This is a genomic window from Acinetobacter sp. G11 (assembly GCF_049808495.1).
In the GTDB taxonomy this organism is placed as follows: domain Bacteria; phylum Pseudomonadota; class Gammaproteobacteria; order Pseudomonadales; family Moraxellaceae; genus Acinetobacter; species Acinetobacter kookii.
Window position 1 is genome coordinate 26,822 of record NZ_JBNCAT010000001.1, and the last position, 14,154, is coordinate 40,975.

Annotated in this window: 11 protein-coding genes; 7 read left to right on the forward strand and 4 right to left on the reverse strand. The window is 43.7% G+C overall.

Annotation, left to right across the window (positions count from 1 at the left end):
• The first annotated feature begins 216 nt into the window (after positions 1-216).
• The 5 genes from ACPUEY_RS00160 (at position 217) to ACPUEY_RS00180 (ending at position 7,710) form a co-directional block, all read left to right on the forward strand.
• Complete coding sequence (locus tag ACPUEY_RS00160) at positions 217-1,335, forward strand: CaiB/BaiF CoA transferase family protein (protein ID WP_092820408.1); 1,119 nt, start codon at positions 217-219, stop codon at positions 1,333-1,335.
• Positions 1,336-1,456: 121 nt separating this feature from the next.
• Positions 1,457-2,737 carry a carbohydrate porin gene (locus tag ACPUEY_RS00165; protein WP_425120708.1) on the forward strand — a complete coding sequence of 427 codons (1,281 nt, stop codon included), beginning with the start codon at positions 1,457-1,459 and terminating at the stop codon, positions 2,735-2,737.
• 194 nt (positions 2,738-2,931) lie between these two features.
• Positions 2,932-5,334, forward strand: a complete 2,403-nt coding sequence (locus tag ACPUEY_RS00170; RefSeq protein WP_425120709.1) for a glucose/quinate/shikimate family membrane-bound PQQ-dependent dehydrogenase — start codon at positions 2,932-2,934, stop codon at positions 5,332-5,334.
• 254 nt (positions 5,335-5,588) lie between these two features.
• A complete protein-coding gene (locus ACPUEY_RS00175; RefSeq protein ID WP_092820405.1) occupies positions 5,589-7,232 on the forward strand; it encodes a nitrite/sulfite reductase in 1,644 nt (547 codons plus the stop codon).
• The gene (locus ACPUEY_RS00180; protein ID WP_092820404.1) at positions 7,225-7,710 is read left to right on the forward strand and encodes a DUF934 domain-containing protein; all 486 of its coding nucleotides are present in this window, start codon (positions 7,225-7,227) and stop codon (positions 7,708-7,710) included. The genes ACPUEY_RS00175 and ACPUEY_RS00180 overlap by 8 nt, the downstream gene beginning before the upstream one ends.
• A gap of 72 nt (positions 7,711-7,782) precedes the next feature.
• Here the strand turns inward: ACPUEY_RS00180 and ACPUEY_RS00185 are convergent, their stop codons facing one another.
• From ACPUEY_RS00185 to ACPUEY_RS00195, 3 genes are all read right to left on the reverse strand, one after another.
• Positions 7,783-8,232, reverse strand: coding sequence for a VOC family protein (locus tag ACPUEY_RS00185; RefSeq protein WP_425120710.1), 450 nt, complete (start codon positions 8,230-8,232; stop codon positions 7,783-7,785).
• A 169-nt stretch (positions 8,233-8,401) separates the two neighbouring features.
• Entirely contained in the window at positions 8,402-9,577 is a 1,176-nt protein-coding gene (locus ACPUEY_RS00190) for a thiolase family protein (RefSeq protein WP_425120711.1), read from the reverse strand.
• Positions 9,578-9,694: 117 nt separating this feature from the next.
• Complete coding sequence (locus ACPUEY_RS00195; protein WP_425120712.1) at positions 9,695-10,216, reverse strand: GspH/FimT family pseudopilin; 522 nt, start codon at positions 10,214-10,216, stop codon at positions 9,695-9,697.
• A gap of 382 nt (positions 10,217-10,598) precedes the next feature.
• On the opposite strand from ACPUEY_RS00195, the gene omp38 reads away from it, so the two are divergent.
• Both omp38 and ACPUEY_RS00205 read left to right on the forward strand, forming a co-directional pair.
• Complete coding sequence (omp38, locus tag ACPUEY_RS00200; RefSeq protein WP_425120713.1) at positions 10,599-11,663, forward strand: outer membrane protein Omp38; 1,065 nt, start codon at positions 10,599-10,601, stop codon at positions 11,661-11,663.
• 142 nt (positions 11,664-11,805) lie between these two features.
• Positions 11,806-12,633, forward strand: coding sequence for an alpha/beta fold hydrolase (locus ACPUEY_RS00205; protein ID WP_425120714.1), 828 nt, complete (start codon positions 11,806-11,808; stop codon positions 12,631-12,633).
• Between the two features lie 57 nt (positions 12,634-12,690).
• On the opposite strand, the gene ACPUEY_RS00210 is transcribed toward ACPUEY_RS00205, so the two are convergent.
• A complete protein-coding gene (locus ACPUEY_RS00210) occupies positions 12,691-14,151 on the reverse strand; it encodes an amino acid permease (protein ID WP_425120715.1) in 1,461 nt (486 codons plus the stop codon).
• Between the last annotated feature and the right edge of the window lie 3 nt (positions 14,152-14,154).

The window sequence follows — 14,154 nt, forward strand, 5'->3', positions numbered from 1 at the left end:
TTAAATCCTTCAGTCTCTTTCTCTTTTATATTCACTTGCAGTTGACCTAAATGACGCTAAAAATTGTTTGAGTGGCAATTTACAATAGATGTTTTACCTTATTGACATCTTAAATTGCCGAAATGATCAAGGTAAATGGCTGAACATGACATTGTTTTATGAGTTTTATATTTCTAATATGCATATAAAATCAATATAAAATGAGAAAAAACGGATATGACTACGGCTTTAAACGGATTAAAAGTGCTTGATTTTTCCACTTTACTCCCAGGTCCCTTTGCCACTTTGTATTTAGCGGACCTCGGTGCAGAAGTGATCCATATCGAATCGCCTACACGTCCAGACCTGATCCGGCTGATGCCACCTTATGCCAATGGGCAGGCAACGGCGCACAGTTACTTAAACCGTAATAAGCAGTCGATTGCGCTGGATTTAAAAGATGCACAGAGTATCCAGCTGATTAAACAGAAGATTACTGAATACGATATTGTGGTTGAGCAGTTTAGACCGGGAGTGATGCAGCGTCTGGGTCTGGATTATGCAACACTGAGCGCACTTAACCCCCGACTGATTTATTGTTCCATTACCGGCTATGGTCAGACCGGAACTTATAAAAATAAAGCCGGTCATGACATCAATTACCTGGCTTTATCCGGAATTGCAGGACATAGTGGCCGCCAACAAGGTGGACCACCCGCATTGGGTATTCAGGTGGCCGATGTTGCCGGAGGCTCCTTACATGCGGTCATTGGTATTTTGGCCGCGGTTGTTGAGCGTGAGCACAGTGGCTTGGGACAATATATTGATATTTCGATGACTGATTGTGTTGCCACTTTAAATAATATGGCAGCAGCGGCAACATTGGCAGGAAAAACCAGACAATTTCCGGAACAGTCGCATTTAAATGGCGGCAGCTTTTATGACTATTACCAAACTCAGGATGGCCGTTATTTATCGATTGGGAGTTTAGAGCCACAGTTTATGACCGGCTTGGCGCAAATATTAGATCTTCCCCTACTTGCTGAAAAAGGAGCTTCATTTGATCTGGCAGATCAGCAAAGCGTAAAACAGGCTCTGCGGGAAAAAATTAAAAGCCGAACTTTTGCAGAATGGAAAATGCTGTTCGCGCAGCAGGATGTATGCGTAGAGCCTGTTTTAGATCTGGATGAAGCCTTGCATTCCACTTTGGCCGAGCAACGACAGTGGACGGTGGAAGTTCCGCTAGAGCAGGGCAGTCAACACACCGAAACCCAGCTGGCCTGTCCGATCAAATTTTCGCGATCTAAGACAAAATATCTATATATTGGGCAGCATTTAGGGGCTGGAGATTGGTAGCTTTATTTTATATTGATAAATATTCTTTTATAAAACAATAAATTAACAAATTTCATTAAAAGTTACATAATGGACAAGAGTACCATATTTGTATTACAAAATAATATAAAGACTCTTTCTTATGAAGAAATTATGTAGAACGTTCAGTTTTAGCATCAGTCTGCTGTCTTTCAGCTGTGCGTTACAGATAGCAAATGCAGCCGATGCTTTTGACCCACAGAGTCAATGGATGTTTGGAGACTGGAATGGTAAACGTACCGAGCTCCAAGCAAAAGGTTACGATTTCAGCCTTGGCTATACCGGTGAACTGGCGACGCTAATGCATTCCGAGAACCACTCCAGTCATGGTACGGAATATGCGGATCAATTTGCTTTTGGTGCGCATTTGGATTTAAACAAAATCTTAGGCTGGCCAGATACTGAAGCGCAAATTACCGTGACTGAGCGTAATGGTCGTAATTTGTCGAATACTTCTGAGGCTTTAAATGGTCATAAAAGTTCAGTCCAAGAAGTATGGGGCCGCGGCCAGACCTGGCGTTTAACCGATTTCTGGATCAAGAAAAAATTCCTGGATCAAAAACTGGATGTTAAAGTCGGCCGTTTTGGTGAAGGTGAAGATTTCAACAGTTTCGACTGTGATTTTCAGAACTTGTCGCTCTGCGGTTCACAAGTCGGGAACTGGGTCGGTGACCAGTGGTATAACTGGCCCGTCAGCCAGTGGGCGGCACGGCTGAAATACAGCCTGACTCCAGAAGTCTATGCACAAGTCGGCGCCTATGAATATAACCCGGAAAATTTAGAGCGTGGTAAAGGCTTTAATTTAAGTACCGATGGTTCGCATGGTGCGATTATTCCTGCTGAAGTGGTTTGGACAGCAAAACTTGGCGTGGCCAAACTTCCAGGTGAATACCGTGCCGGCTATTACTATAGCACCGCGGATGCAGCACTGATCGCTAGCACTACAACTGAAAAGAAGCATCATCAAGGCGGTTGGGTGGTGGCCAGACAACAACTGACGGCCCATAACGGCGATGCGTCTCGTGGCTTGAGTGGTTTTGTAAACTTAACTGTACATGATAGCGACACAAATCAAGTCAGTGACATGCAAAATATTGGTCTGGTTTATAAGGGATTAATCGACTCCCGTCCTCATGATGAGATTGCGGTCGGTATCGCCCGGATCAATATCAATGACAAGGTTAATGATGCGAACATTCGCAATAACAGTGTAGATGCCCGTGGTCTACAGGGCGAAGAATACAATAGCGAAATTTACTACGGTATGCATGCCGCAAACTGGCTTACGATCCGTCCGAATATTCAATATATCCACCGGGTTGGTGCATATAACAATGGCGAAAATGCCTGGGTAGGCGGTATTAAGCTACAAACAGCGTTCTAGTTTCTAGAAGTCTAGTTTCTAGAAGTCTAGTTTCTAGATGATAAGTACTCGGGTTTTATCATGAGATGCTTGGAGCACAATTTTCTTTTACAGATCGGTTTAATCCGGATATTTAAAATCTACAAACTAAAAAAGTGCTCATATGTGACTTTAGGTATGGGCTTTAAAAAGAATCCTAAAAATAGGTGGCCAATATGAGTACTCCATCTTCAGGTTCAGGGCTAAAAACGATTTTGGCTGTGGTGGCCGTCATTTTCGGTTTGCTGCTGCTAGTTGGAGGAATATATCTTGCAGTGCTTGGCGGGTCTTGGTACTACATCATCGCAGGTCTATTCTTCATTGCTACTGCAGTTTTATTACATAAATTAAAAAGTTCGGCACTGCTGATTTACGCGGTGCTGGTATTAGGGACTGTGGTGTGGGGGCTTTGGGAAGTGGGTTCTGACTTCTTTGCACTGGCACCTCGTCTAGACATTTTAGGGCTATTTGGTCTTTTATTGCTGATTCCTGCGGTGACTCGCGGATTTGAACATCCCAAAGGTGCAAAACTGGCGCTTGCAGGCACATTGGCCATCACTATTGCCGTGATGATTTACGCTGTATTTAATGATCCTCAGGAAATTCATGGTGAATTAAGCACCCAACAGCCTGCAACATCACAACCCATTCCGGGCATTGCAGATGGCGACTGGCCTGCGTATGGCCGTACCCAGTCCGGTTTACGCTATTCTCCCTTGACACAAATCAATTCAGAAAACGTAAAAAACCTGGAAGTGGCTTGGGAATATCACACTGGCGAATTCAAAACTGAAAACGACTCCGGTGAAACAACCAATCAGGTGACGCCGATTAAAGTGGGTGACAATATGTACTTCTGTACCACTCACCAGAAATTGACCGCACTTGATCCTGCAACGGGGAAAGCCAAATGGACCTATGATCCTAAATTACGTGCTGATAATACCTATCAGCATTTAACTTGCCGTGGTGTGTCTTATTATGATGCCAATAACACGGCGGGCTTCGAAGCCAGTCTGGCCGCCAAAAAAACAGCTTCAGCCGAATGCCCGAGGAAAGTGATTTTGCCGGTGAACGATGGCCGTCTTGTCGCGATCAATGCCGACACGGGCAAGGCGTGTACCGACTTTGGTAACAATGGCGAAGTCGATCTGCAAAAAGACATGCCATTTCCATACCCGGGCGGTTATATCCCGACTTCTCCGCCCGTAGTTACAGGTACAACCATTATTATTGGCGGTTCAACCACCGATAACTATTCGACTGAAGAGCCATCTGGCGTCATCCGCGGTTATGACGTGAATAGCGGTGAACTGCTATGGGTATTCGATACCGGTGCGGAAGACCCCAATGCCATTCCTGCGCCAGGTCAGAAATTTGTGCATAACTCACCTAATGCCTGGGCACCATTAGCCTATGATGCGAAACTGGATATGGTCTATGTACCTACAGGTGTCGGTACGCCAGATATTTATGGCGGACACCGCACCGAGCTGGATGAGCGCTATGCCAACTCCATGCTGGCTTTAAATGCATCTACCGGTAAGCTGGTCTGGAATTTCCAAACCACCCATCATGACTTGTGGGATATGGATGTACCAGCGCAGCCGACGTTGACGGACATTAAAGATAAAGCGGGCAATCTTGTTCCCGCCATCTATGTACTGACGAAAACAGGGAATGCGTTTGTGCTGGATCGACGTACCGGTGCGGCTATTATTCCAATTACGGAAAAACCGGTGCCGCAAAGGGTAAAACGCGGTCCGCAAACCAAAGGCGAACGTTATTCAGCAACTCAACCATTCTCTGACTTTGACCTGGCACCGAAAGACAAATTGACCGACAAGCAGATGTGGGGAGCCACCATGTTTGACCAGTTAATGTGCCGTGTAGCGTTCAAGAAATTGAACTACGATGGCATTTATACGCCACCTTCTGAAAATGGCACGCTGGTGTTCCCGGGTAACCTGGGGGTGTTTGAATGGGGAGGCATGTCGGTCAACCCGGACCGTCAAATTGCTCTGATGAACCCGATTGGCTTGCCATTTGTGTCCAGACTGATCCCAGAAGATCCGAACCGTAAGCAAACAGCCAAAGGCGCGGGGACTGAACAAGGTGTTCAGCCCATGTACGGTGTGCCGTATGGTGTGGAAATCAGTGCCTTCCTTTCTCCCTTCGGGCTGCCATGTAAACAGCCGGCTTGGGGCTATGTGGCAGGTGTCGATTTAAATACCCATAAAGTGGCCTGGAAACGCCGGATCGGTACCATTCGAGACAGTATGCCGGGTATTCCATTGCCACCATTTAAAATGGGTGTGCCAATGCTGGGTGGTCCAATCTCTACTGCTGGTAATGTCATGTTTGTGGGCGCAACCCAGGACAATTACATCCGTGCCATTAATGTCACCAATGGGGATGAGCTTTGGAAAGGCCGTTTGCCGGCGGGTGGCCAGGCAACGCCAATGACTTATGAAAGCAACGGTAAACAATATGTAGTCATTATGGCGGGCGGTCATGGTTCATTTGGAACCAAAATGGGCGACTCTTTGGTCGCTTATGCCTTACCCGATAAAAAATAAGCTATTTATTTATTAGGTTAAATTTGAAAAGTCCGATTCGTCGGGCTTTTTTATGAAAATAAATGCTAAAAACTAAATAAATTAAGCAATATCATTGAAAATGAATTAAAAAAGGCTGAAAGGCTTTATATCTGTGCAGGTCGGGCACACTTATCAATAAAACCGCTATGAAATATGTAAAAAACGCATTTTGTTGATAGATCAAATCTCGTTATGCTGTGCACCGTTATAATAGAAACTACTAGCTGTACGCCATGTATTTATATACTGATTTTGACCAGCAACTGGTCAATGAACGTGTTGCACAATTCCGTGACCAAACGGAACGTTATTTAGCCGGTAAATTGACGGAAGATGAATATCGTCCACTTCGTCTGCAAAACGGCCTTTATGTACAACGTTATGCGCCAATGTTGCGTATTGCGGTTCCTTACGGCCTGATGAATTCAAAACAATTACGTAAAATTGCGCAATTGGCTAAAGACTATGACCGTGGTTATGCACACGTATCAACACGTCAAAACATTCAGTTTAACTGGCCTGCACTAGAAAATGTACCGGACATGCTGCAAGAACTTGCCTCTGTACAAATGCATGCCATCCAGACCTCTGGCAACTGTATCCGTAATACTACAACTGACCAGTACGCCGGTGTGGTTGCTGGTGAAGTGGCTGACCCACGTCCAACCTGTGAATTGATCCGTCAGTGGTCTACATTCCACCCAGAATTTGCCTTCTTGCCACGTAAGTTCAAAATTGCAGTTTCTGCATTGGAAGAAACTGACCGTGCAGCGACTTCATTCCATGACATCGGTGTATACATCGTGCGTAATGAAGCAGGCGAGATGGGCTATAAAATCAAAGTCGGTGGTGGCTTGGGCCGTACCCCGGTGATTGGCAGCTTTATCCGTGACTTCCTGCCACGTGAAGACCTGATTGCCTATTTGGAAGCGGTACTGCGTGTCTATAACTTGCATGGTCGCCGTGACAACAAATACAAAGCCCGTATCAAAATTCTTGTTAAAGCACTGACTCCGGAAGTGTTTGCAGAGAAAGTTGAAGCTGAATTTGCACATACCGTAAAAACTTTAAAAATCGATGCAGACACCTTGGCGAAAATGGATGAGAACTTCACGCCATTTGATTATCAAGACTATGCCGATGAAGACTTTACAGAACAGTTTGCAGCGCATCCGAAGTTCAAGCAGTGGTTCAACATCAATACCAATGCGCATAAAGTCAAAGGCTATCGCATCGTTACCATTTCACTGAAACGTGCGGGTATCGCACCGGGTGACATGACGGTGGAAGAGATGAACCTGATTGCCGATCTGGCAGACAAGTACACCTTCGGCGAGTTCCGTACTACACATGAACAAAATGTGGCCTTGGTTGATGTGCCGCAAAAAGACCTGTTTGAATTGTGGCAGATTCTTGATCAGCACAACCTGGCACGTGCGCACATTGGTTTCTTGACTGACATCATCTGCTGCCCGGGCGGTGACTTCTGTTCGCTTGCCAATGCGAAATCTATTCCGATTTCAGAAGCTATTTCACGCCGTTTTGATGATCTGGATACTATCTATAATCTAGGTAAGCTTGACTTGAACATTTCAGGTTGTATGAATGCCTGCGGTCACCACCATGTGGGTAATATCGGTATTTTGGGTGTTGACAAAAAAGGTGCTGAATTCTACCAAATCACGTTGGGTGGTAATGCAGACCACGATGCATCGATTGGTGACATCCTGGGACCATCATTTGCAGCAGACCGTATTCCAGATGTAGTGGAAGAAATTTTAAATACCTATCTTGACCTGCGTAATGAGGGTGAAGAGTTTATTGATACCTACCGCCGTGTTGGCATTCAACCATTCAAGGAGCGTGCATATGCTTAATACCGCACTACAAGTGCTCTCTAAAGATGGCACGATTGCAGACAATACCTATCAATTGATTGGTGAAGATGGCGTATTGCCACAAGGTGACGTGGTTTTAACGGTTGACCAGCTCGACCAAATTGCCCAGGTTTCAGGTAAGAAAGCACTTTACATCACTGTAGATGCATCTCCTGAAACGCATGAATTTCCACTTGACCAGTTAGATGCAATTTTTATTGAATTTGCAGGTTTTAACGATGGTCGTGGCTATTCATTCGCGGCACTGTTACGTCGTCAAGGTTTCCAGGGCGAACTGCGTGCGACAGGTGATGTGTTCAAAGACGTGTTGAACTACATGAAGCGTTCTGGTTTCGATACTTTCGTGATTAAAGAAGGGAAAGATATTCAGGAAGCTGCGGCCGGTCTGGGTGATTTTACCAATCCATATCAGGCTTCAACTGCGGTTGAAAAAGCAAGTTATCAAACAGGTGCTTGATTGTTTTAAGCTGATGTTCAAAAGCCGGATTGATTCCGGCTTTTTTATGCGTGTTTAAATAAAAAACCGAGATTACATGGCTTCTAACTGGCAATTCACCATCCATTTAATCCCGAACTGATCGGTGAATGAGCCATAGAGTGCACCCCAGAATGTCTTTTCTAAGGGCATTTCAATTTGTCCATTTACAGATAAGGCATCAAATAAACGTTTCGCCTCATCTTGCTCATGGGCATTCAGATTAATTGAAATATAGTGATTATTGCCTGGCGTGAAAATGCTATTGTTTTGCGCACAGAATTGATCATTGGTGTCAGACCCCATCAATTCTGTAAATGCATTAATCGGTAAGGATACATGCAGAATAAGATTTTTATCCGCTTCAGATAGCGTGACACCTTCTTGCGCTGGCATTTCACCATAACGGGTCAGATTGGAAAACTCACCACCAAAAACAGATTTATAAAAGTTAAATGCTGCTTCGGTTTCACCTTGGAAATTAAGATAATGATTAAGTTGCATGCAAAGCCTTTGTAATTGTTATTTTGATGGTTCTAATCTAGCAGGTTTAAGCTCAAATTTTGATGATGAAAACATAAAAAAGTGTAAGCATAAAAAAATCCCTCAAGCGAGGGATTTTTTTATCATCTCTCCCAAACGGAGAGATGAGAAGCACTGCTTCGAAAGGAGATTAAAGCAGTTCAATGGCCACAGCAGTCGCTTCACCGCCACCGATACACAGAGCAGCAATCCCTTTTTTGCCACCCGTACGTTTCAAGGCATGAATGAGCGTCAAGATAATGCGCGAACCGGTAGAGCCGACAGGATGACCGAGTGCACATGCACCACCGTTAATGTTGACTTTAGCCGGATCAAGCTTGAAATCATCCATAGGACACATGGTCACCATGGCGAAAGCTTCATTAATTTCCCAAAGATCAACATCTTGAGCATCCCAACCGGTTTTATTTAAAACTTTATGAATGGCACCGACTGGAGCAATGGTAAATTCTGAAGGATGCTGTGAATTTGAAGCATAAGCCACAATTTTTGCCAGAGGTTTTAAGTCTTTGGCAGAGGCATTTTCACTTGAGGTGAGCACAAGGGCAGAGGCGCCATCTGAAATCGAACTGGCATTGGCCGCAGTAATCGTACCATCTTTGGCAAATGCAGGACGTAGCGTTGGAATTTTTTCAATATTGGCATTGAAAGGCTGTTCGTCTTTGTCTATCACGACATCGCCTTTACGGGTAGATACCATGACTGGGACGATTTCATCGTCAAAGTAACCTTCATTGACCGCTTTTTGTGCACGTTGTAATGAACGAATCGCAAAGGCATCCATTTGTTCACGCGTATAGCCACGAGTATTTGCCATGTCTTGTGCAAAAGAACCCATTAAACGACCTGTTTCTGCATCTTCTAAACCATCCAGGAACATATGGTCTTTGATTTCGCCATGTCCCATGCGCAAACCGCTACGCGCTTTAGGCAATACATAAGGGGCATTGGTCATCGATTCCATGCCGCCTGCAACCACAATTTCAGCAGAACCGGCTTTAATCATGTCAGCCGCTTGCATCACCGCTTTCATGCCAGAACCACATAACTTATTAATAGTCACTGCACCAGTTGAATCAGGTAAGCCGGCTTTGCGCATTGCCTGACGGGCTGGTCCCTGCTTCAGGCCAGCAGGGAGCACGCAGCCCATAATGACTTCTTCGACATCGGTTGCTTGTAATCCTGCACGTGCAATCGCTTCCTTAATACATGCTGCGCCAAGTTCTGGGGCTGTTACATTGGCCAAGCTACCTTGAAAGCCGCCCATTGCAGTACGTGCACCATTTACAATTACGATGTCTGTCATTGTTCTTTCTCCGAGATTGATTTTTTTAAGGAATTATTTTTCCAAGTTTAAGCAGTATATTGAAAAATGAGCCGGAATAAAGAGGGGATGGCAGCATGTCTTTAGACTGAGAAGTTTTTAGCAGAGGGAGAGGGTTTCTATCCGCATATGCCCCATGGCACTCAGAACCAGTTTCCGATGATGATCAGAAACATTTGAACAATAATAAAAACTGCCATTTGAACCTATCGGCAGGCCATTTTCAGCTTGAAACGTTAGGCTGGGGGCACTTAATGTCCCTCTCCAGTCTAAATGCCCGTATTTTAAATTGGTTGATTCTGTATAGATAATTTTTTCGCCTGTATCAATTTGTCTATTTTTATTGCTGTCGAGAAAAACCAATAAACCGGCAGCCCATTGATTTGTTTGACAATTCAAGTTATTTTGACTTGGACACAACACCACATTGCTATGATAGAGAAGGGCTTGAGATTTGGCTAAATGAATTGTTGAAATCAGTTTATGCGTAGTGTCGTTGACTTCCTGTTTGGCTCTTATGTCTTGAAAATAAGGTAAAGCGATGGTGGCCAGAATTGCAAAAATAGCCAAAGTAACGATTAGCTCAACCAATGTGAACCCATTTTTTTGTTGAAAAAGCATTTAAAGTAATCCTGCAATGTATTTTTTTTTAATTATGTGTGTTATTAATATTTTGTTTTTTAATTGTTTTTTTGCGATTAATATTTATTTTTCAACTTTATAAGAAAGCTGTTAAAATAATTCGCAAGTGACGATAAGCTATTCATAAGAATAAATTGAGTAAAAATTTACCGAATTACAACGGAAATTGTAAGTAATTTTGTCAATAATTTACTTGATTAAAATTATCAAGCACTTGGAAAAAAAATAAAGTGTTTGTATGATTCACTGTGAATAGCTTAAGAATTAAGAAAAAAACTGGGGTATAAGAAAGCCTATCTCAGAATAGTCAAATTCTAGGCTTGAGCTTGAACAACAATTGTTATCTCTGGAGGATAAATCCATGAAAATGAGTCGTATTGCTTTAGCAATGCTCGTTGCTGCACCTTTAGCAGCTGCTAACGCTGGCGTAACTGTTACTCCATTAATGCTTGGTTATACATTCCAAGACACTCAACACAACAACAGCCGTGGCAACTTAACTAATGGTGGTCAAGAGCTTCAGGACGATTTGTTCGTTGGTGCAGCACTTGGTGTTGAATTAACTCCATGGTTAGGTTTTGAAGCTGAATACAACCAAGTGAAAGGTGATTCTGATCTTGTTGGTGGTGGCAGCGCTGACTATAAACAGTCTCAAATCAACGGTAACTTCTATGCGACTTCTGATTTGATCACCAAAAACTATGACAGCAAAATCAAACCTTACGTATTGTTAGGTGCTGGTCACTATAAATATGAGTTTGACAGCGCTGCTGGCCGCGATACTCGTGGTCTTGAAGAAGAAGGTACTCTTGGTAACGCTGGTCTAGGTGCTTTCTGGCGCTTAAACGATGCTTTATCTCTACGTACTGAAGCTCGTGCTACTTATAACATCGACGAAGACTTCTGGAACTATACAGCTTTAGCTGGTCTTAACGTAGTTCTTGGCGGTCACTTGAAGCCTGCTGCTCCTGTAGTAGAAGTTGCTCCAGTTGAGCCTGTAGCTCCAGTTCAACCAGCTCCACAAGAGTTGACTGAAGACCTTAACATGGAACTTCGTGTGTTCTTTGATACAAACAAATCAAACATCAAAGACCAATACAAGCCAGAAATCGCTAAAGTTGCTGAGAAGTTAGTTGAATATCCAAACGCTACTGCTCGCATCGAAGGTCACACAGACAACACTGGTCCACGTGCATTGAACGAACGTTTATCTTTAGCTCGTGCTAACTCTGTTAAATCTTCACTTGTAAATGAATACAATGTAGATCCAACTCGTTTGTCTACTCAAGGTTTCGCTTGGGATCAACCGATTGCTGACAACAACACTAAAGAAGGCCGTGCTATGAACCGTCGTGTATTCGCGACTATTACTGGTAGCCGTACAGTTGTTGCAGAACCTGCTCAACAAGCGCCTGCAGCTCAATAATTTATTATTGAACTGAGTTAAAAAAGCAGTCTTACGGCTGCTTTTTTTATGTGCTACATAAGCATAACTTGTTTAATACACAGTTTTATTTTGATCTTGTTCTAATAAACACCCATATAGACAATAAAAAGAGGGTGAAAAAATGACGCAGATGTTAACGACAACAGATGGAACCTCGATTTATTATAAGGATTGGGGGGAGGGATCGGTTGTGGTCTTTTCTCATGGATGGCCTTTATCCAGTGATGCTTTTGAAGACCAGATGTTATTTCTTGCAGAACATGGCTATCGGGTGATTGCATTCGACCGACGGGGTCATGGGCGCTCGAGTCAGCCTTGGGCTGGGCATAACATTGATCAGTATGCACAAGATATGCATCAACTGATTGAGCATCTTGGATTAACCGAGTTTGCTTTAGTTGGACATTCTACCGGTGGGGCTGTCGTGACCCGTTATACGGCAAAATATGGTCAGCATAAAGTCACTAAGCTTGCGCTTATTGCGGCGGTAACACCTCTCATGATTAAACGGGATGATCATCCAGACGGTGTAGATTCAGACGTGTTTGATGAGATGCGTGCCAATTTACTGGCCAACAGAGCCGATTTTTACCTGGATTTTGCTAAATCATTTTATGGCTATGACAAGCAGTTAAATAAAACCTCAGAAGGGGTAATACAAAGTTTCTGGCGTATTGCCATGCAGGGTTCAATCAAGGCGCATTACGATTGTATCCACGCATTTTCAGAAACCGACTTACGTGAAGATTTAACCCGGATTACTATACCGACCTTGGTGCTTTATGGAACAGCAGATGATATTGTTCCGCCAGAAATTTGCAGCCGGCAAACCGTCAAACTTTTAAAGCATGGCGTAGAAGAGCAAATTAAGGGAGCACCGCACGGGTTGTGTACCACCCATAAAAATGAAGTCAGCTTTGCCTTGAAGGAATTTCTGGCACATCATTGAACGATGCGATAAATAAAAAAACAGCCTAAAGGCTGTTTTTTTATTTATATACTGCATTTAGTCCTGATCAGGATTCATGGGTTTGACATCCATATCTTGATAAGAAACCAACTTGGTTTTGTTTTTCCATTTATAGCCCAGCCAGATTGCTAGAAATAATGGAATACTGATATAGGTAGATAACACACCGAGCCAATCACCCGTAATAAAGGCTTGATAGTTCTGTCCAAGTACGACAATCGTACACAGAATAAAGGCAAACCAAGGAGCAAATGGGAAAAACTTGGCTTTATACGCTAAATCTTCCAGCTTATAACCTTGTGCCAAATAACCTTTACGGAAACGGTAGTGTGAAATGGCAATACCCAGCCATACAATGAATCCGCACATGCCTGACATATTCAGCAACCAGCTAAACACTTGCTGTTCCCCAATGAAAGTCGTGAGGAAGCAAAGAGCGGCAATTGCAGTGGTGGCATACAGTGCATTCATGGGTACGCCGCGTGCATCCAGTTTGCCAAAGATTTTTGGTGCACTGCCTTTACGAGCCATGTCAAACAGCATACGGGTCGATGAATACATGCCTGAGTTACCTGCAGACAAAATTGCAGTTAAGATTACGGCATTCATTAAACCTGCGGCAAAAGCAAAACCGACTTTTTCATACAATAAGGTAAAAGGTGAAAGGGCGATATTTTCACTTGCAGCCGCTTGTAAAAGGCGTGGATTATCATAGGCCACCAAAGTACCAATGATGAAAATACACACCACATAGAACAATAAAATACGCCAGAAAATTTGCTTGATGGCCACCGGAATGGTCTTTTTAGGGTCTTTCGATTCACCTGCGGCAACCCCCACCATTTCTGTACCCTGGAAGGAGAATCCGGCAATCATGGCGACACCAATCATGGCCTGCAAACCACCAACAAAAGGTGCATCACCTTTGGTCCAGTTGGCAAAGGTCACCATATTTGGCGTCAGCATGATTTTTGCAATCATGGCAATACCAATAATGATAAAGACAATAATGGCAATTACTTTGACCAAGGAGAATAAAAACTCACTTTCACCAAAGCCTTTTACAGAGAGTGAATTAATGGCAAAAATCACGCTAAGAAAAATGGCACTCCAGTAGAATCCGGGAACATCAGGAAACCAGAATTTCATAATAAACTGGACTGCTACCAGTTCAAAAGCAACCGTAATGGCCCAGTTGTACCAATAGTTCCAGCCCAGAGCAAAGCCAAAACCGCCTTCTACATATTTTGTACCGTAGGTAAAGAAGGCACCCGAGGTCGGGTTATGTGTCGCAAGCTCGCCCAGACTGGTCATCAGGAAATAAATCATGATCCCAATCAGGCAGTAAGCCAATAAAGCACCGCCCGGGCCTGCATTGGCAATGGTTGCACCAGAAGCCAGGAATAAGCCTGTGCCGATAGAACCACCAATGGCGATCATATTCAAATGACGTGCACCCAGCTTACGCTGTAAATGTGCAGATTGAGTTTCGCTCATCGT

Bases quoted from the DNA above. Each gene is read 5' to 3' on its own strand.
- ACPUEY_RS00180 (WP_092820404.1), top strand. From the start codon at position 7,225: ATGCTTAATACCGCACTACAAGTGCTCTCTAAAGATGGCACGATTGCA.
- ACPUEY_RS00160 (WP_092820408.1), top strand. From the start codon at position 217: ATGACTACGGCTTTAAACGGATTAAAAGTGCTTGATTTTTCCACTTTA.
- omp38 (WP_425120713.1), top strand. From the start codon at position 10,599: ATGAAAATGAGTCGTATTGCTTTAGCAATGCTCGTTGCTGCACCTTTA.
- ACPUEY_RS00175 (WP_092820405.1), top strand. From the start codon at position 5,589: ATGTATTTATATACTGATTTTGACCAGCAACTGGTCAATGAACGTGTT.
- ACPUEY_RS00205 (WP_425120714.1), top strand. From the start codon at position 11,806: ATGACGCAGATGTTAACGACAACAGATGGAACCTCGATTTATTATAAG.
- ACPUEY_RS00170 (WP_425120709.1), top strand. From the start codon at position 2,932: ATGAGTACTCCATCTTCAGGTTCAGGGCTAAAAACGATTTTGGCTGTG.
- ACPUEY_RS00190 (WP_425120711.1), bottom strand. From the start codon at position 9,577: ATGACAGACATCGTAATTGTAAATGGTGCACGTACTGCAATGGGCGGC.
- ACPUEY_RS00210 (WP_425120715.1), bottom strand. From the start codon at position 14,151: ATGAGCGAAACTCAATCTGCACATTTACAGCGTAAGCTGGGTGCACGT.
- ACPUEY_RS00185 (WP_425120710.1), bottom strand. From the start codon at position 8,232: ATGCAACTTAATCATTATCTTAATTTCCAAGGTGAAACCGAAGCAGCA.
- ACPUEY_RS00195 (WP_425120712.1), bottom strand. From the start codon at position 10,216: ATGCTTTTTCAACAAAAAAATGGGTTCACATTGGTTGAGCTAATCGTT.
- ACPUEY_RS00165 (WP_425120708.1), top strand. From the start codon at position 1,457: ATGAAGAAATTATGTAGAACGTTCAGTTTTAGCATCAGTCTGCTGTCT.